A 17,947-nucleotide genomic window follows, 5' to 3' on the forward strand; every position below is an offset into this window, starting at 1 on the left:
ACTTCTAGCCCGATCTCGCGAAGGTAGGTTGTAACCCGCCGCCTCGCGTACTCCCGGCCCCATTCCGTCCCGAGGATCACACCTCGCTGGACCGAGCAGTGGGTGGTGAGCGCGTTTACAATGCAGTGCGAAGGGTTGTCTGTGTGCCTCAAGGAAAACCACAATGGTAGATTCCCACAACCAGGTAGGTCGCCTCAGTAATGGCTGATTCCACACACGATTCGTCGGTGCGCGACGTGAACGGGTCGCTCATGGCGCCGGCCGACGGTGAGGATGCCCGTCTGCTCCCTCTCAACAACCTGCTGCAACTTCTAACGAACTGCGCCTGGTACATCGGAACACCATTCATCCCGCTTTACCTCGTGTCGCATGGTGCGTCCGTCGGCGCCGTTGGGGCGGTCGCCGGACTCTCCGGAATTGTGCCGTTCGCCGTGGCGCTCCACGTCGGCGGTCTTGTGGATGAGCGCGGCCCCACTATCGTTCTCGTGGGGTCGGTGTTGCTCTTTGGAGTCGGGGCGGCAATACTCACGGCATTTCATGGGATCGCCGAGGTCACCACCGCATATACGCTGTTGACCCTCGCCAACATCGGGCTTGCCGTGGCGTCGCAGGCCGTTGTCGCCAGCGCGAGCACCCCACTAACGCGCATCAGGAACTACGGCTACTACGCGGTTTCGTACTCCGCCGGCGCGGTCGTTGGCCCCGTGATCGGAGGGTTTCTGACGACTCGGTTGGGATATCCGGCGGCTTTCTTTGCGATGGCGCTGTTGATGTTGCCGTCACTGCTCGTAGCCTCGATGGTGCGAATTGCTCGAGTTTCAGATCATCGAAGCATCGCCCTTAACGCCGTCCATACGGTCGTAGGCACAATTCTAAGAGAACGTGGGGTCGGGACGATCTTGTTCGTCTCTGGCATCATGAATTGTGCCCAGGCGCTGCAAAGTACCTTCTATCCACTCTACCTCTCAAACGTGGGCTTGACGGCGACATCGATCGGGGTGGCGATTGCCGTCATAAGCCTGGCGTCGATGCCCGCTCGCATGCTTCTCGCGAGCGCCGTATCGCAGTTCGGGCAGACCGGTGCCTTAGTTGGTGCCATGATCCTAAGCGCTGTGGCGTTCGCGCTAACGCCGTTTGCACGGCAGTTTTGGCTCCTTCTAGGAGTGTCCGTTCTCATGGGTGCGAGCCTGGGCTTTACACAACCGCTGTCGATGAGCTTGCTCGCAGAGTTGGTGGTTCAACAGTTTTGGGGAACGGCGTTTGGAATTCGACAGAGCGTCCAGCGCTTGGCCAGCATCATCAGTCCGTTTGCATTCGGCGTGGTGAGCACGGCGCGGGGCGTTGAATCGGCGTTCTATCTCGGCACCGTCGTACTCTTGGGTGCTGCCGGCGTGGTTACAAGGGTATCCCTTTGTCAGTCTCCTCATTTTGTGCGCCGGAGCAAGCAACCTCGATAGCAGGCAGGCGTAGCTCAGGAGTCTATCGGGTAGCCAAGAGCCCGTTGACATTGTCGGGTTCCACGGGGGTGCGAGAGTTGTGGTCTTTCTCTAGGTGGAACGGTGGCAAATCAGTGGAGATCGTGCAGCATGGCGGGCAAGACACCCATCCCGAGGTGTGGCAACGCATGGGCAGAGGCCGCGCTGAGAACCTGAAACCGTGGCCGAAGCGAACGTCTGGCAATCCCAACGGCCGTCCGCCAGCGCCGCCGTCCACGCCGCCGCGGCGTCAGCGAGATAGAACACCCGCATCGTCGGTGTCTACGACGCGCCGCTGGCCCCTCTGCTCGGAGGCGCCTGGCTCGTCGTCTGCCGTCGTCCAGCGCAGCTCTGGCGGCGTCTACGCGCGGGGTCCGAAACGCCGACGGGCCGGGAGATCAGCTCCCGATCGGGCAGCGCGATCCGAGTCCGGCCCAGCGCCTCGGGGTAAGCCCCAGGACCGTCGCCCGACTCATGGGTCGAAAGGGTAGTGCCTGCGGCCCCACAGAAAGCCTGGAACACGCAGGGGTGTGACCGCCGCGGGCGGGGTAGGCGAAGGGGTCCCCTTCCTTCCCGGAGGCCGATCATGTCGCATGACGACCGACGGCGTTTCGTGTGGGACCAGGTGAGTCCGGCAGATCCCGATAATTATCTTACGGAACCCACGTGGTCTGGCGCCTCATCCGCGCGTGCGTCTCGCTACTGGTTGGCACGCGCTCCCGGCCGCCGACATCGGCCGAGGCCTACGGGGCAGGCAGCGACGGACGACCCGCGGATGGGGCACATACACGAAGGCAGCCGCACTGCAACCGCCTGCAAGTCGATCTCAGCGGTTGAGATCCTGACGATGTTGTGCGCATAGTCAGGGGAGGTGGAAGAGGCGCGTGTGCGTGATGGTCAGGTACGCAGCGGCCCGGTGGTTCTCCCGGAGGATTCTCAGACTCGGGTTCGGACTGACGGTCACGGGCGAGCGGCACATCCCCCGAAGAGGCCCGATCATCCTCGCCCCAAACCACAGAAGCGACATCGACGCGGTGGTGCTGGGGGCGGCTGTGCCGCGCCGCTGTACCTTCCTCGCCGCGGCGGAACTGCTCACGAGGCCTGTCCTCGGAAGGCTGATTGGCCTGTTTCCCGTCGTGCCGATCAGACGCGGAGGGTTCGACCGCCGCGCGATCGAGGACTGCCTTGCACGCCTCGACCGCGGCGAGGCGCTTGTAATCTTCCCGGAAGGCAATATCCGCGCCGACGGAAGCCTTCAGCGCGCCCAAGACGGCATGGCATTCGTGGCGGCCCGGGCCCATGCCGCGATCATCCCGGTGGGGATCGCGGGGACACATAAGGTGTGGCCGTCGGGAACGACCTGGCCTCGCCGCGGGAGGATCGCCGTTCGCATTGGCGAGCCCATCGCCCCGCCGGAGGCGCCGTCGAGACACGAGCAATCGGCGCTGACCGCGCGCGTGATGGAAGCGATCGCGCGGCTGGCGTATGACGCCGCGGCTGCACAACGAGGTTCCAGCCGCGGTAGTCGGAAGGGCCGACTAGCGCCGCTGTGGTAGTTTTGTGCCTGTGATCGCGGAGTCGCCACACCTGTTGCCTTCGTCGAGCTTCGCCTTGTCGCTGAAGCCGAGCGTCGCATACCTCGTCTTGAACTTCTGCCCGCTCTGGAAGAAGCCGACGATCTGGGTGTCCGTGGCATACGCGGGCATCCCGTACCAGGTCCTCAGCGAGAGGACGGGCGCGCTGGCCTCGATGATCGCATGCAGCCGCTCCGCCATGACGCGATCCGGCGCCGACATCGCGGCGATCTTCGCGAGCACGGCGCGTTCCCCGTCCGTCTTGCTCGCGCCCGCCTTCAGCTCTTGGGCGCGCTTCTCATCGCGGCCCGTTCCTCGTTCGTGAACTTGGCGGATGTCTGGGCACGCTTCTTTGCAGCTTTCTTCTCAGCCATAGGTCACGCCTTCAAGGAGGGCGTATCTCCATCTGTTATTTATCACTTAGGTGCTCCCTGAGCACCGGGAACCCGCGGGCTCCCGGATGCAGCTGTGGCAGGGATAACTTTTAGGCCCGCATAAACATTGATGTCATAACGACGTCGACCTCGAATCGATCCGCGTAGACTGGGCGGCGTCCACGTCAGCCCCGCCGCGCTGCTTCGATGGTGGCGATGTCGATCTTCTTCATCGGCATCATCGCCTCGAAGGCACGCTTTGCCTCACCGCCACCAGCTGCAAGCGCCTCGGTTAGCGCGCGCGGCGTGATCTGCCAGGATAGCCCCCAACGGTCCTTGCACCAACCGCACTGACTTTCCTTGCCGCCATTGCCGACGATCGCGTTCCAGTAGCGGTCCGTCTCTTCCTGGTTGTCTGTCGCGATCTGGAAGGAAAAGGCCTCGCTGTGCCTGAATTCCTGGCCGCCGTTGAGACCGAGACAGGGAATGCCCAGAACGGTAAACTCCACGGTCAGTACGTCGCCCTCCTTGCCGCCCGGGTAGTTACTGGGAGCTTCGTGAACAGCGGTCACTTCACTATCCGGAAAGGTGGCAGCGTAGAAGCGCGCCGCCTCATGCGCGTCCTTGTCGAACCAGAGGCAGATCGTGTTCTTTGGCTTCATGTTCGTATGCTCCTTGTGCGCGATCAGGGCGAACGCCGCGATCTCTGCGTCGAACGCATTGGGCGAATCCGCCGCCGAGGCATCGTTAGCGGAGCTTTCCATTTTGACGCCTGTACTCCTCTCATCAAAGGTGCCCACCCGGCTTCTCCATCCGGGGCCTGTCCCCAAAGCTCGTCCTCTTGAGCTGGGTGCATCGCTGCATGCGCCTCTCACATGCTGCGTCAAATTCGCTCGCCAACGCTACTGCTACCCCCAGGTGCCTCGGAAATGCGTTTTCGGTCATCAACGTGCCCGATAGACGACCGATAGATGCCCGATAGATGCCCCCTAAGGTCACACTAAGGTGTGCCGCGGTCATGTTCTAATGTCCCCTCCGAAGTCGAACCTCACGACTGGGCGATCCTCCACCACCTCGAACTGTCTCATCTGGCTCGACGCTGTCCTCGACAGCGCCCGCTCTCCATCTCATGCTGGCAGCTGTGATCTTGCCGAGCTCTTCGCTCGTCCAGGCGTCCATCAGAGCTCCACCATGACCTTGATCGCTTCGCGGTCGTTCATCGCGCGGTAGCCGTCGGGCACTTCGTCGAGGCCGCCCCCATCGTTCGTGGAGGTACTCGCCGCCCCCCCACCACCGGCGGAGTGTGCCTCGTCGAGGTGGAGGGCCTCCCGCGGCGACCGACTACGGCTCCAGCTCACGGGCGCCGCGCTCCCGGACCTGGTGGCGCTCAGCCGGGTCGTCTGGGGACGCGGGGCGTGATCCAGATCACGCCGCAGATGCGGATTCTGGTGGCGGTCGAGGCGGTCGATTTCCGGAAGGGGATCGACGCGCTGGCCAGGCTGCGCCGGGAGCACCTCCGCGCTCAAGGACGTGCTGGGCTACCTTGGCGGCCGCCCGAGCTCGACGGGGAGTCCATAGTGCCCCCTACGACTCCTCGGTCCATCGGACCCGAAGCGCCTCAAGATTGGGCACGATCAGGGTTGGTACCAAGCGGCCCACCGGAGTCTTCCTTCCGTTTCCCGTAAGCACCAGCGCGGTGCGGATCCCTGCGGCGAGGCCAGCGGCCACATCGGTCTCAACGGTGTCCCCAACGATGAGAATCTCGTCTCCGCACAGACCTAACCGGGACGCGGCGAGCTCAACGATAAACGCATTCGGCTTTCCGACGACCGTTGCACGCCGGCCGCTCGCCATCTCCAGGAAGGCAAGTACCGGTCCGCAATCCGGGAGGGGTCCCTCGGGCGTCGGCAGCACCGCATCGGCGTTGGTCCCAATGAGCTCCGCCCCCCGGAGGAGACACCGTGTGGCCTCAGCGAGCCCCGAGAGACACAGCGCCGAGTCGTATCCCACGACGACGTATTCAGCCTCGGAAGATTCCACAAGGCCCGCAGAGAGGAGCTCATCCTTGAGCGCCGCGCTCCCCAGAATCAGGCACCTTGCTGATTGATTGCGGCGCCGAAGGTACTGCGCGGTCGCCATCGCCGACGTAACAATGTCCTGTTCCGGAATGGGCACCCCCAACCCCCGCAGCTTCTCCGCGTAGTCTTTGGATGACCCCCCAGAGTGGTTGGTCAGGGCCACCACCCGTCGCCCAGTGTCTCGCAAGAACGAAAGAAACTCCCGGGCCCCCGGAAGGAGCATGGTCCCTTCGTAGACGACCCCGTCCAGGTCAAGGATGACTCCGCGGACACCGGCCAGTGGACGCGCCGCGTGGCTCCGCATTACAGCGATGGGAGGAGCTCCGGCCCCAGCGGCTCGAGTTGGCGCGTTGTCTTGCGACAGCCAGTGATGATCCAGTTGCTTGATGGGCAGGGACAGCGTGAGTCGATCTCGTCCGTAGACTTGCAGGTGAAGGCCTTCGTGACTGGCATCAAGCGTCGCCCAGGCGCCCGCGGGCTCCGGGTAGGTGGTAAACGTCTCCGTCAATGCCTGAATGGTCACATAGGGAATGCCGTCGATGATATTCAGGGCGTTCCAATGCACGTGCCCGGCCACGACCATGACCACCTTGTGGCTACGTTGGACAATCTCGCGCGCGAGCACGGCGTTCTTGTAGCCAGCAGCGCCCCGCGGGCTGGTTTCGAAGTAGTAGTTGCCCACCATCGAGCCGTCGTCGAACGGGACGTGAGTGAAGATGATGCTCGGACGATCGGTCGCGGCAAGGTCGGCCTCGAGCCAAGTGAGATCGTCTCCCCCAATTGCGTGCACCCCGTCGGCACCGGAGAGGTTGTTGGGATACCAGAACACCAGATGCCAACCCTGTAGGTCCAGCGTCCGGGACCGTAGCGCCATACCAAGCATGGCCTCGGAGTCTGCGACGGACAGATTGACTTGATCGTGGTTTCCAAGCAAGTGCACTCGCGGGACACGCAGTGCGAGAAAGCGGGCGGCCACCTCGCCGAGCAGGCAGAGGTCGGTGGCACGGTGTTGATCGCTGATCCGGTCTCCGAGATCGACGACGAGATCGGGCTGTTGCTCATTGGCCGTCCGCACGAAGGCTTCCAGCAACTTCAGCGCCAGCGGCCCCGCCTTCGTCTGTGTGAATCGGCCGTGGTGGATGTCAGCGACCAGGGCTAGGCGTAAGGGGCCTCGCATACTTCCTCCCGTGATGGGGATGTCAAATTCGTCGTTCCTCAATGATGGCGTTGGTACGTTCCAGGGTCGCGAGCGCGCGTTCGAGGCGGCGGCTAGCGATCGAGACGTAGAGCACGTCGATCACGGACAGATGCGCGATCCGTGAAGCCATGGCTTCGACTCTAAAGGCGGTTTCGGCCGTGGCGGTTACCAGCACGATGTTCGCGACCTCTCGAATGGGCGTGCGAAGAAACGAGGTCAGGACGATGACCGTGGCGCCGCGTGCGCGCGCTAGGCGAGCCGTCTCCAGAGTCTCCCTGGTGCGTCCCGTGTGCGAGATCACCAGGGCGACGTCCCTCGACTCAAGAAGTGCGGCGCTGACCGCCTGCATGTGGGAGTCGGTGACGACCGCGACGCGGAGGCCAATCCGCAGAAACCGGTAATACGCGTCCACCGCGATGGGAGCACTTGATCCGACCCCATAGATCTCGATTCGGCGTGCCGAATTCAGGACCGCCACCGCTCGGTTCAGTGCGCGTTCGTCCAACAATTCCAGGGTTTGGGCGATGGCCTGCATATCGGCGCGAAACACCTTCCGGGCAATCTGCATCGGCGTATCGCTCGCTCGCACTTCCTCGAACACGACAGCCGGCGATCGACCCATCTCCACCGCGAGCGCGATCTTGAAATCCTTGTAGCCGGCGAAGCCGAGGCTCTGGCAGAAGCGAAGCACCGTTGCGGTGCTGACGCCTGCGCGCCGGGCTACCGCTTCGATCCCCAGGGGAATCGCGTCGGCCGGAGCGGTCAAGATCAACGCCGCCACAGTGGCCTCTGAGTGCGTCAGGCTAGGCTGGACGCTGCGGATCCTCGCCAACACCGCCCGATTGGAGGTTGCGCGGTCCTCCGTGCGACCAACCGATGATGCATTGTGCATTGGCGACCCTTTCATCGTGACGTGGGCGAGGCCCTGACACCCGCACATCGCCTGGGCGGGACCGAACCCGGCGCACCGGAGCGCGCGCTCGGCCCTCCCGGGGCGCATGAGCAGAGATCTCAAACCGGCGACTTTCCCTCTGCCTCACAGGTTGACGAGACCGTCCTCCGGCCACTCCCGCTTCGCATGAAAGTTGTAGGGGATGAGCAGATCTTGCAGCACGGCATTCGCCCAGCGAGCACAGGTGTACGATTTCCTCGTGCGAATTAACGTCAGCGGATCGACCGCGTGGTCGAATTGCGTGTACTCGGTCCATCCACCAGGGAACCGAGAGGGCCAAGCGCGCTTTCGCGGATGTTCCGACATGCGTCCACCGCGGAGGGCCGCGTCAAAGTCACGGCGCAGGACCGTGCGCACGTCATTCATGTGCTCCCACGACGCGGGCAGCGAACCGTGTTTGCCCCACTGGACGCAGACTACTGGACGTGCCGCCATCGACACATCTTCCGCGAGGATGCGCCCGTGAAAATACGTCGTCACGCCAACCGGCGCAACCTCCGGCGGCCGGTACCGGACCCAGACCACCTCGTGGTCGCAGGGTTCATTATCATCAGGGTAATCCCAATCATCCTCCCAAAACAGATGGTATGCGACGACCGGGTCGACCGGATGGTGGATCGCTGCACAATCGACCAACGGGAACCACTCGGCGCTCGTGGTCATCAACCGCGGGCAGAGGATTTCGATCGCCTGCCTCTGCCGGTCGTTGAGCGGATGCGGCGGATCGCGGCGGTTGACCTCCGCGTACAAGACGGCGGCCTCGTTGAGGCGCCCGACGTTGTGCAGTAGCATCGCGAGTTGCTCCAGGCAGCGAAGGTCGGCGGGATCCATCTCGACCACGGCGCGGAGCGTCGCAATCGTCGCTTCGATGACTGGATCGTCTTCGGTTCTGCGCTCGTCCCAGCGGACCGCCGCAGCCGCTTTCAACAGGGCATGCGCGGCGGCGCACAAATGCGCGCGGGCGTCAGCTACGGCCGGGTTAGACATGCCGCGCCATACCGAGCACCAGGTGACCGACGAGGCGGAGCATCACGGCCGGAAAATCCCCGACCGGGACGTGCTTAGACATGGTCGCGCACGAATGGCCGATGGCGGAGATCAGGCCCTCCGAGTTCGCGGAGCCACGCCTGCGCGGTCTCGCGTAGACGCCGAAGTTCATCGCGGTCTGTGTCCGAGCGGTCGGTGGCCTCGGCCGGATCGACCGAGAGGTGATAGAGCCGGTCCCGGTACGGTGCCCCCTCCGGCCAGAAGAACGCCTCCCAGTTCCCGTCGGTAACGTGTATCGCCTCCCCGAAGCGCCCCCAGAACGCGTGGTCACGGATGCGCGGGGCTCGGCCCTCCAACAGCGGCAGCAGGCTGCGCGAATGGACGGGAGCGGGGACCGGCACATCCAACCACGCCAGGAGGGTCGCGAATAGATCGACCGGCTGCACGAGCGCGTCGATGCGGCGCCCGGCGCCCGCCCCCTCAGGATGAAACAAGATCCACGGGAGGCGTGCCACTTCACGATAGAGGTTCGACTCGGCGAGCGCGGCCCAGGGTTTCCCCAGGAGCCCGTGCTCGCCGAACATATAGCCGTGATCGGTGATGATCGCCACCAGGGTATTCCGCAGCAGGCCGAGGTCCTCGAGTTTCTCCAGCACGCGCCCGATCCAGCGGTCGACCATCGTGACTTCACCCGCGTAGAGCGCCCGACACTCGGCCAGTTCCTCATCCGACAGCGAATCAGCACGGCCGTACGCTGGGGAGAAAACACGCTCACCCTGATAGCCCGGGTTGTAGAGTTGGTCGTACGGATAGGGCGGATCCCAGGGCTCGTGCGGGTCGAAGCAATCCACCCATAGCAGAAATCCGTCGAGCGTCCGGTTGCGCTCAAGCCATTCGGACGTACGGCGCATGACCTGAGGGCCGAAATGGTCCTCCTCGGTGCGCCACGAAGCGGTGTTCCGTAAGTACTGGGCGACTCGGCCGTAGGGGTCGCGGAGCTTGTCAGGCCGACACGGCAGCACGATCGGCAGCGTCGGATCGGTCACCCAGTCGTCATGCTCCTGCCCCCGGATGAGATCCCAGCAGAAGCCGCGCTGGTAGTTTCCATCTTCGTAGCAGAGCAGATAGTTGTCGGTGATGAACATCGTCGTATACCCCGCGCCGCGGGTCAACTCCGAAAAGACCACGTCGCTGCGCTCAAGCGGTCCCCAGCCCCGAAACGGGAACTCGTAGCGACCCGTCCACATCTCCCGCCGGCACGGCAGACACGGGTAGGAACCCACCACGGCCTGATCGAAGACGGCCGCCCGCCGCGCGAACGCATCGAGGCAGGGTGTCCGAATCCGCGCATTGCCGTTGAATCCAACGAAGTCGTAGCGTAGGCTGTCGACGAGTAGGACCACCGCGTTGCGCCGTACGGTCATTGCACGCTCCTCCCTTCTCCGGCGAACGGCACGACCCGTCCGCTGTCCGCCTCGAACAGGTGCGTGCGATCCCAGTCGAGTCGCAGACGGACGCGATCGTCGGGCCCGACGTGCGTCTCCGGATCGGCGAGGATCCGCAGGCGCACGCCCCCGCAGGTCGCGTGGATCAGCAGGTCTCGGCCCAGGGTTTCGACGAGCACGACCAGGGCGGGTAGGGTGCCGTCGGCCGCCACGTGGAGATGCTCGGGCCGCACGCCGAGCATGTACGCGCCCTGAGGGATGGGGCGCGGCAGATGCCGTAGCGGTGCGCCATCGAACACGATGCCATTCTCCGCCACCTGAACCGGCATGAAATTCATCGGCGGCGTGCCGATAAACTCCGCGACGAACCGCGACGGCGGCCGTTGATATAACTCCATCGGCGTCATCAGCACCACGAGTTTACCGCGGTCCATGATCCCGACCCGATCCGCGATCCCTAACGCCTCGGCCTGGTCGTGGGAAACGAAGAGCGTCGTGATCCCCAGTTCCCGTTGCAGCCGTTTGATCTCCGCCCGCGTGGCTTCGCGGAGCCGGGCGTCGAGGTTGGAGAGCGGCTCGTCCAGCAGCAGGATCGCGGGCGCCTTCACGAGCGCCCGGCACAGTGCCACGCGCTGCTGCTGTCCGCCGGACAACTGGGCCGGCGGTCTCGGCAGGCACTCGGTGATGCCGGTCAGATCGGCGACCTCGTGCACCCGTCGGGTTACCTCCGCGCGGGACGTCCGCTTTACGCGCAGCGGGAACGCGATATTCTCGAAGGTAGTTAAGTGCGGGTACAGTGCGTAGCTCTGGAAGACCAAGCCCACGCCGCGGGATTGTGGGCTCACGTCGTTGACCACGCGCTGTCCGAACAAAATGCGTCCCGCTGACGGCCGGTACAGTCCGGCCACCAGGAACAGCGTGGTTGACTTGCCACAGCCTGAGGGACCCAGCAGCGCCACGAGCTCACCGTCGCGGATTGTCAGGGAGACGTCATCGACCGCTCTGACGCGGCCGAACTGTTTGGAGACGTGCTCCAATGTCAATTCCACGCTACGCTTTCACTCCCCCCGTGAAAATTCGCAGAAGGTACTTCTGCGTCAGCGCAAAGAATACGACCGCGGGCAGGATGTAGAATACGCTGAGCGCCGTCACCAAGCCGTAGTCCGCGTACTGCTCCTCCCCAGACAGGCTGGCCATCAACACCGACAGCGTTTGAGAGTTCTGACTCGGCAGCAGCACGTACGGCAGCAGAAACTCGTTCCATCCGCTCAGGAAGGCGAAGATGCCGAACGCGAACAGCCCTGGCGAGATGAGCGGAAGCATTACCCGCCACCAGATCTGGAGCCGAGAGTACCCGTCCATCATCGCGGCCATCTCGATGTCCCAGGGAACCGCGTCGTAAAATCCCTTCATGATCCAGATTCCGAGGGGCAGGTCGAGGGCCAGCTTCACCAGGATGACGCCGCCGAGCTGGTCGTAGAGCCCGAGAACGCGGAGAATCAGGAAGATCGCGATGAGGAGCGTCACGCTGGGGAACGAATGCAGAACCATGGTGGAGGCAAGAAACGCCCCGCGTCCGCGAAAGTTCAGGCGGGAGAGCGCGTACGCCGCCATCGAGCCGATGAGCACTTCCGCCAGCGCCAGCGACACGGCAAAGAGCAGCGAGTTTGTGGCCGCCACCCACGCGTTCGCCTCGTTCGGCAGCGTGCTCCACAAGAACCGCCAGTTATCCCACGTGAACCCGTGCGGAACGAGGCCCGTCGTACGGACGCTGAACGACGCCATTACCAGCCATCCGTAGGTCAGGACGATCGGGGCCGACAGCACCAGCAGGACGGCCCCGATCGTCCAGCGCCACCGGACGGCCGCCACCGGCATCTCAGTTGACCTCGATCCGTGGCGGCGACACGAGCTCGCTAAACCGGAAGAGCCGGAGGTAGCAGACCGAGGCGCCGACGCCGAGGACCACGAGAATCGCGGCGAGGGCGGCGCCGAGCCCGAACTGCGTGTTCCCGAAGTAGTTGGACAGCGCCAGATGGAACGCGTAGAGCGACCACACCTCGGTCGCGTAGAATCCGGGGCCGCCGTTGGTAGTCAGCAGAATGTACTCGAACGACGTCAGCAACGACAGCGTTTGGTACGCCGTCACGAACAGGATCGGCCATCGCAACCGCGGGACGGTGATGCGCCAGACCTGCTGCCAGGCCGACGCGCCATCGACCTGGGCGGCAAGGTACTGATCGCGCGGGATCGCGGTGATCGCCGAGGAGAAGATGATCATCCCGAACGACGCGCCGACAAACCCGTTCAGGCTGATCACGAACGCCCACGGGTGCACGTTCATCCAGTTCCGGCCGGGCACGCCTGCCAAGCCTAGCAACTGGCTGACGATGCCGTACGGCGACTGCGCGGCGGCCCACCGCCACATCAACGCGTAGACGACGGAGGGCGTGATGCGCGGCAACATCCACAGGACGCGGAATACCCCGGCCGCGCGCTCGGACAGGTGCGCGGTCAGCAGCGCCAGCACCAGCGCAAGTCCGACGTTGAACAGGATCAGAGTGCAGACCACGTAGATCACCGTATTCCGGAGAATGAGGCCGAGCCACGGGCTGTGGGCGATCTGCGAATAGTTCCCGAGCCCCACCCACTGGTAGTGGGACAGCCCGGTCGCTACACTCAAGTTTGTCACGCTGATGACAATGGTCAGCACCGCCGGGGCGAGAAACAGTGCGGCCACCACCATCCCCGCTGGGCCGAGGAAGAGCGCAGGGTAGCCGCCCGGCACCCAGCGATGCCAGCCAGCCCCCCGCGCGGCGATTTGTCTCCCGGAGGGGAACTCCGGGGTCACCCTCATCGAATGACGACGTGGTCGCCCAGGTCTGTCCGCAGCTCCTGCGCAACCTCCTGCACGGCTTGGCCCGGCGTCATTTGCCCCGCGATCACGGCCGACAGGCCCTCCCAGATCGCCTGGTCGTAGGCGCCGAAGAGCTTATCGGCCGGCAAGAACGTCGTATAGCGCAGCATGTAGATCGTGTCTTTCGCAAATGTATCCTGCGCGTATTCAGGTACCTGCCCCTCGTCGGCGAGGATCGCAAGATGGCCGCTCGTCACGGCGTGTCGGGCGTTAAGTTGCGGAGTCGTGGCGAGCGCCAGGAGGCGCGCCGCGAGGTCCGGGTGCGCCGACGACTTGCTGATCATGTACACGATCGGATGGCTGAGTGTCACCGGTCGCCCACCCTTGCTGCCCGAGGGCACGAGCGCGAACCCGTACGTCTTCCATAACTCTTCGGCCGGCATCTTATACTGCGTGATCCACTGCGCCCAGCACCACGTCCCGCACTGCGTGAACAGGACTTGCTTCCCAATCACCGCCTCGTGCCAGGTGTTCCAATCGGTCCCGATGATGTCTTTGGGCGTCACCTTGTAGGTGAACACTGCGTCGTGGAAGAACCCATACTCTCGACCGAGGGCTGCGGAATCGAGCAGCAGCTTGCCACTCGCGTCAGTCAATTTCCCACCGAACGCTTCATAGTACATGTAGTAATCCGGGCCGTTGATCGGCCGGATCCACCACCCGTATCCCTTCAACACGAGCCCCTTGTCCTGCGCCGCCTTGGCCGTCTGCAACAGGTCGGTGAGCGTGAACTGGCCGGCCTCAATCGCCTTGGGCAGACCCGCGATCTTGTCCTGCGACCAGCCGAGCTTTGCAAGCAGCGGCATATTGAAGTAGAACGGTCTCGCTTCGACATCCTGGGGGATCGCGTAGATCTTCCCGTTGAACTTGGTGGCGTTCCACAGCGTGGGAATCACGTCGGCGAACTGCTTGTACTGTTTCACGTAACCGTCCAGCGGGATCACATACCCTGCGGCAGCCCAGGCCGCGATGTCCTCGTTCCCGGTCGCCACAATGTCGGGAGCCTTCCCCGACTGCGCGGCCAGCACGAACCGCTGTTTGTACGCGCCCCACGTCTGTCCGCCTCCGGTGGCGAAGGTCGCATCTAGAGTGACCCGGGTCCCCGAGCCTTCGGCGGCCAGCTGCTTATTGAGCGCGTCAGCAGCGCTCACGAGGTTGTCTTTGCGGTAGTAGGACGGTTCATCCGGCCCGATCGTCCAGGCGGTGAGGTGGACGGTTTGCGAACTAGCGGCCAGAATCGGAACTGGAGCATACCCCGCTTGCGTCATCAGCACCAGCACCCCGAGCAACGCGAGCACGGTCACCCGACCACGCATAGGATCCCCTCCGATCCCAAATATCGACCCGCCCAACTCTAGCGTCCCTGCGAGTCTTCGATGCTGGCCAAGTCAGGAATCCAGATGGTACCTCGTGGACAATCTCTCACCCCCCGCAACGAGCGCCATGACGTGAATCACCTGTAAGATAAATTCTAGAAGGATATGTGTCAATTTTTCCCAGTATATACTAAAATCTCGATAAAATCATACAGCTGCGTCGCCATTCTTCTCCAGTCAGGTGGTCCGGCCCATGGAGCCGGCCGCTGGAGGTACGATCAACTCGAGCTCATCGTCCAGTCCGCCGTGCCCGTGGCTTCCAATCCCGACCTGTTAGCAAACGGGACACGATTAACCGGGTGCGCCTGATCGCTGCGAGGCGAACATGCCGTGAGTTTAGCGGCAACGGTACGAGCCGGGGACTGAGTTGACAGACGTCGCCGATTACGGGGCCGGCCCGTGCTCGTCCCTGGCGCTGGTGGTGCAGGCGAGCGTCTCCCAGTAGTTCCAGGGGAAGCAGTCGGATGGGCTCCGCGCCAGTTCCGTCGCATGGCGTTGCAGCTCCGTCAAATAGTCGAACGGGTTGACCCCGCACAGTTCGCACGTATGGATCAGGGCCGAGAACCGCCCCGGAGCCTCATCCTGGAGAGCATGGACTTCTCGATCGACGCTGCCAAGTTTGCCTGCAGTTGCGCCATGGAGTAGGAGGGGATTTCTCTCGCGCGTCGCCGCCGACAGGAGCAGGTCCGGGTGCAGTGACCGGCCTGTTGTACGAGCCGGCCCTCAGGCGCCTCACCCCCGGGCGCTTCCTAGAAGCCCTGCAGGCGCTCGAGGTTTCGCCAGGCGGAGTGCTGTGGTGGGGCCTCGGTAGGGGTGGGGGGCGTTGCCGGCGCACCAGAGGGTAGCAGGAGGGTAGCAAGTTTCACGGGGCGCGCGGAAAGTCTTGATTGGCTCCTCGGGTAGGACTCGAACCTACAACCCTCCGGTTAACAGCCGGATGCTCTACCATTGAGCTACCGAGGAACGCCCCCTGATTGTATGGAGCCACCCCAGGGTGTGTCAAGCCCAGTCGCCTTGACATGCCAGGAGCCACATGTCAATAATGGTAACCGTTTCCGAGGGGGGCTTCATAATAATGCACTCCCAGCAATCCCGGCGGTCTCAGATCGGCAATCGAGGGCTGTTGGTCCTCTTCCTGGCCATTTTCGTCGTCATGATGGGCTTCGGCATCGTCCTGCCGGTTCTGCAGTTCTACGCCCGGTCCGTCGGCGCGACCCCGCTCGAGATCGGGCTGCTCGCGACGAGCTACGCATTCATGCAGTTCCTGTTCGCCCCCCTGTGGGGCGGGTTGAGCGACCGGATCGGCCGCAAGCCGGTGTTCTCGATCGGGCTCATCGGCTATGCCGTCTCGTTCGTGATTTTCGGACTCTCCCACCAGGTGTGGCAGTTGTTCCTGGCGCGGATCCTCGGCGGCGTGCTGAGCGCGGCCACCCTCCCCACGGCGATGGCGTACATCGGGGACACCACGTCCGAGGATCGCCGGGGCGGCGGGATGGGGATGATGGGCGCCGCGATGGGGCTGGGCTTCACGATCGGGCCGGGCATCGGCGGCCTCCTCGGCCGCCACAACCTGTCGCTCCCGTTTTTCGTGGGAGCGGCGCTGGCGCTCGTGACGCTGATCCTCAGCTGGGGGGCGCTGCCCGAGCCGGTCCGGCACCCTTCGTCCGCGGAGCGGCCGTCCCGGATCGACGCGTTCCGCCTGGCGCTCGGTGGCCCGCTCGCATACTACTTCGTCGTGACCCTTGTGGCCGCGTTTGCACTCGCGGCGCTCGAAGCGACCTACGCCCTCTTCGCCCAAGACCGGCTGCACCTGAGCAGTACGAGCGGCGCCGGTGCGATCGGGGTGGTGTTCGTCATCGTCGGGTTGGTCCAGGCGGCGATCCTCGGGGGGCTGGTCGGCCGCCTGATCAACCGCTGGGGAGAGGAACGGCTGGTACGCGCCGGGTTGGTGCTCGCGGCGATCGGGTATCTCCTCGTCACCGGCACGCACAACATCGCCACGCTCGCGATCTACGCCGCGGTCGCCGGCGCCGGCCACGCGCTGATGCGCCCGAGCGTCGCGTCGCTGATTTCGAAGCGCACCCCGGGGGGCCAAGGCCTCTCGATCGGGATCATGGACTCGTTTGACAGCCTCGGCCGCATTCTGGGCCCGGCGTGGGGCGGCTGGGTCTACCACGCCGGCATCACGCTGCCCTACGTCAGCGCCGCGGCCGCGCTCGCCTTGACGGTCGGCGTCTCGTTCTCGGCGGCGGCACGTGGCGTTCCGGCGCACGCGGGGTCCGAGTAACGTGATGCTGCCGCTGGCGCCGGACGGGCAGAGCACTGACTTCCTGGTCCTGATGGAGCGGGTCGGGATCTCGCTCGCAATCGGGATGATGGTCGGCCTCGAGCGTGAGTGGGCACACAAGGACGTGGGCGTCCGGACGTTCGCGTTCGTGGCGTTGTCATTCACGCTCGCCTGGACGATCTCCCCGATCGCGACCTATATCCTCATGGCCGCGCTCATCCCGCTTGTCACCCTGCTGAACTGGCGCAGCCTGACCCGGGATGGCACGCTCGAGATGACCACGACGGCCGCGCTGCTCGCGATGGCGCTCCTCGGCATCCTGGTCGGACAGGGGTTATTCCTGGTGGCTGCCGCGTGCGGCGTTGTGATGACGGCGCTGCTCGCGTGGAAGTCGGAGGTGGTCCGGTTCACCGGGGCGCTGACCAACGAGGAGATCCGCGGCGCGCTGATCCTGGGCATGATCGCGCTCGTCGTCTATCCCGTGCTGCCGCATGGCACGATCGATCCGTGGCATCTGATCGACCTGCGGTCCGCGTGGACCGTCGTCCTGGTGATCTCCGCGATCGCGTTCACGAACTACGTCCTGCTGCGCATCTACGGCACCCGCGGGATCCGCTGGACCGGCCTCCTCGGCGGACTCGTCAACAGCACGGCCACGGTGGCCGAGCTGGCGAGTCGCGCCCGGAACGACCCCGCCCGGTTGGCGGTGTTCGCGCTGCTGGGCATGGCGACCGCCAACACGGCGATGTTGCTGCGCAACGGCCTCATCCTCGGCGTGTTCGACATCACCGCGCTCTCCTACGGGTGGCTCGCGGTCGCCCTGATGGTGGCGACCAGCACGGTCGTCATGTACCGCATCCACATCCAGGACGCCGCGACGGCCCCGCTGCACATGCAGTCGCCGATCTCGGTGCGCCACGCGCTCATGTTCGGCGCGCTCTTTGTGCTCATCACGCTTGCCGGCGAACTGGCGAACCGCGTCTTCGGCCAGACCGGTTTTCTCGTCGTCGCGGCCTTGGGCGGGCTCGTGAGCAGCGCGTCCACATCGGCCGCGGCCGGGATCCTGGCGGCCAAGGGGCTGCTCCCCCCCGAACTGGCGGGCTATGGGGTCGTCGTGACGTCGATGGCGAGCCTGATCTTCCACGTACCGATGGCGCAGATCGCCGGTCGCAATGCGGAAGTGACGCGACGCCTCGCGAGGCTGTCGGCGCTGATCCTTGCGGCCGGCGCCGTTGGGATCGTTGCCGAGGCCCTGCTGAGTCGTCACCTCTAACGTCGCCGCTC

The 17,947-nt window shown here is 64.5% G+C and carries 15 protein-coding genes and 1 tRNA gene; 4 read left to right on the top strand and 12 right to left on the bottom strand.

Annotation, left to right across the window (positions count from 1 at the left end):
* The first annotated feature begins 227 nt into the window (after positions 1 to 227).
* Entirely contained in the window at positions 228 to 1,457 is a 1,230-nt protein-coding gene (locus VKZ50_09305) for an MFS transporter (protein ID HLJ59915.1), read from the top strand.
* A gap of 911 nt (positions 1,458 to 2,368) precedes the next feature.
* Positions 2,369 to 3,031 carry a lysophospholipid acyltransferase family protein gene (locus tag VKZ50_09310; GenBank protein HLJ59916.1) on the top strand — a complete coding sequence of 221 codons (663 nt, stop codon included), beginning with the start codon at positions 2,369 to 2,371 and terminating at the stop codon, positions 3,029 to 3,031.
* Here the strand turns inward: VKZ50_09310 and VKZ50_09315 are convergent.
* From VKZ50_09315 to VKZ50_09370, 12 genes are all read right to left on the bottom strand, one after another.
* Complete coding sequence (locus VKZ50_09315) at positions 3,014 to 3,292, bottom strand: hypothetical protein (GenBank protein HLJ59917.1); 279 nt, start codon at positions 3,290 to 3,292, stop codon at positions 3,014 to 3,016. The genes VKZ50_09310 and VKZ50_09315 overlap by 18 nt on opposite strands.
* A gap of 316 nt (positions 3,293 to 3,608) precedes the next feature.
* Positions 3,609 to 4,085: a VOC family protein gene (locus tag VKZ50_09320; GenBank protein HLJ59918.1), complete on the bottom strand. Its 477-nt coding sequence runs from the start codon at positions 4,083 to 4,085 to the stop codon at positions 3,609 to 3,611.
* 516 nt (positions 4,086 to 4,601) lie between these two features.
* Positions 4,602 to 4,781 (bottom strand): hypothetical protein, encoded by a 180-nt coding sequence (locus tag VKZ50_09325; GenBank protein ID HLJ59919.1) that lies wholly within the window; start codon positions 4,779 to 4,781, stop codon positions 4,602 to 4,604.
* 226 nt (positions 4,782 to 5,007) lie between these two features.
* Positions 5,008 to 6,678 carry an HAD-IIA family hydrolase gene (locus VKZ50_09330; GenBank protein HLJ59920.1) on the bottom strand — a complete coding sequence of 557 codons (1,671 nt, stop codon included), beginning with the start codon at positions 6,676 to 6,678 and terminating at the stop codon, positions 5,008 to 5,010.
* A 22-nt stretch (positions 6,679 to 6,700) separates the two neighbouring features.
* A complete protein-coding gene (locus VKZ50_09335) occupies positions 6,701 to 7,699 on the bottom strand; it encodes a MurR/RpiR family transcriptional regulator (GenBank protein HLJ59921.1) in 999 nt (332 codons plus the stop codon).
* A gap of 36 nt (positions 7,700 to 7,735) precedes the next feature.
* Positions 7,736 to 8,638, bottom strand: a complete 903-nt coding sequence (locus VKZ50_09340) for a hypothetical protein (GenBank protein HLJ59922.1) — start codon at positions 8,636 to 8,638, stop codon at positions 7,736 to 7,738.
* Positions 8,639 to 8,712: 74 nt separating this feature from the next.
* A complete protein-coding gene (locus VKZ50_09345) occupies positions 8,713 to 10,062 on the bottom strand; it encodes a sulfatase (GenBank protein ID HLJ59923.1) in 1,350 nt (449 codons plus the stop codon).
* Positions 10,059 to 11,132 carry an ABC transporter ATP-binding protein gene (locus VKZ50_09350; protein HLJ59924.1) on the bottom strand — a complete coding sequence of 358 codons (1,074 nt, stop codon included), beginning with the start codon at positions 11,130 to 11,132 and terminating at the stop codon, positions 10,059 to 10,061. Before VKZ50_09350 ends, VKZ50_09345 begins: the two co-directional genes overlap by 4 nt.
* A gap of 1 nt (position 11,133) precedes the next feature.
* Positions 11,134 to 11,961: a carbohydrate ABC transporter permease gene (locus VKZ50_09355; protein ID HLJ59925.1), complete on the bottom strand. Its 828-nt coding sequence runs from the start codon at positions 11,959 to 11,961 to the stop codon at positions 11,134 to 11,136.
* Position 11,962: 1 nt separating this feature from the next.
* The gene (locus tag VKZ50_09360) at positions 11,963 to 12,940 is read right to left on the bottom strand and encodes a sugar ABC transporter permease (protein ID HLJ59926.1); all 978 of its coding nucleotides are present in this window, start codon (positions 12,938 to 12,940) and stop codon (positions 11,963 to 11,965) included.
* A complete protein-coding gene (locus VKZ50_09365) occupies positions 12,937 to 14,316 on the bottom strand; it encodes an extracellular solute-binding protein (protein HLJ59927.1) in 1,380 nt (459 codons plus the stop codon). The genes VKZ50_09360 and VKZ50_09365 overlap by 4 nt, the downstream gene beginning before the upstream one ends.
* 948 nt (positions 14,317 to 15,264) lie before the next feature.
* Positions 15,265 to 15,339, bottom strand: a tRNA-Asn gene (locus VKZ50_09370).
* A 112-nt stretch (positions 15,340 to 15,451) separates the two neighbouring features.
* Between VKZ50_09370 and VKZ50_09375 the strand changes: the two genes are divergently transcribed.
* A complete protein-coding gene (locus VKZ50_09375; GenBank protein HLJ59928.1) occupies positions 15,452 to 16,663 on the top strand; it encodes an MFS transporter in 1,212 nt (403 codons plus the stop codon).
* On the top strand, positions 16,632 to 17,936 hold the full coding sequence (locus VKZ50_09380; GenBank protein ID HLJ59929.1) for an MgtC/SapB family protein: 1,305 nt from the start codon (positions 16,632 to 16,634) through the stop codon (positions 17,934 to 17,936). The genes VKZ50_09375 and VKZ50_09380 overlap by 32 nt, the downstream gene beginning before the upstream one ends.
* Positions 17,937 to 17,947 lie beyond the last annotated feature (11 nt).

This window comes from bacterium, from assembly GCA_035295165.1.
In the GTDB taxonomy this organism is placed as follows: Bacteria; Sysuimicrobiota; Sysuimicrobiia; order Sysuimicrobiales; family Segetimicrobiaceae; genus JAJPIA01.

Coding starts and splice junctions, on each gene's coding strand:
- VKZ50_09310 (HLJ59916.1), top strand. CDS start 2,369: ATGGTCAGGTACGCAGCGGCCCGGTGGTTCTCCCGGAGGATTCTCAGA.
- VKZ50_09320 (HLJ59918.1), bottom strand. CDS start 4,085: ATGAAGCCAAAGAACACGATCTGCCTCTGGTTCGACAAGGACGCGCAT.
- VKZ50_09330 (HLJ59920.1), bottom strand. CDS start 6,678: ATGCGAGGCCCCTTACGCCTAGCCCTGGTCGCTGACATCCACCACGGC.
- VKZ50_09335 (HLJ59921.1), bottom strand. CDS start 7,699: ATGCGCCCCGGGAGGGCCGAGCGCGCGCTCCGGTGCGCCGGGTTCGGT.
- VKZ50_09340 (HLJ59922.1), bottom strand. CDS start 8,638: ATGTCTAACCCGGCCGTAGCTGACGCCCGCGCGCATTTGTGCGCCGCC.
- VKZ50_09345 (HLJ59923.1), bottom strand. CDS start 10,062: ATGACCGTACGGCGCAACGCGGTGGTCCTACTCGTCGACAGCCTACGC.
- VKZ50_09355 (HLJ59925.1), bottom strand. CDS start 11,961: ATGCCGGTGGCGGCCGTCCGGTGGCGCTGGACGATCGGGGCCGTCCTG.
- VKZ50_09360 (HLJ59926.1), bottom strand. CDS start 12,940: ATGAGGGTGACCCCGGAGTTCCCCTCCGGGAGACAAATCGCCGCGCGG.
- VKZ50_09365 (HLJ59927.1), bottom strand. CDS start 14,316: ATGCGTGGTCGGGTGACCGTGCTCGCGTTGCTCGGGGTGCTGGTGCTG.
- VKZ50_09375 (HLJ59928.1), top strand. CDS start 15,452: ATGCACTCCCAGCAATCCCGGCGGTCTCAGATCGGCAATCGAGGGCTG.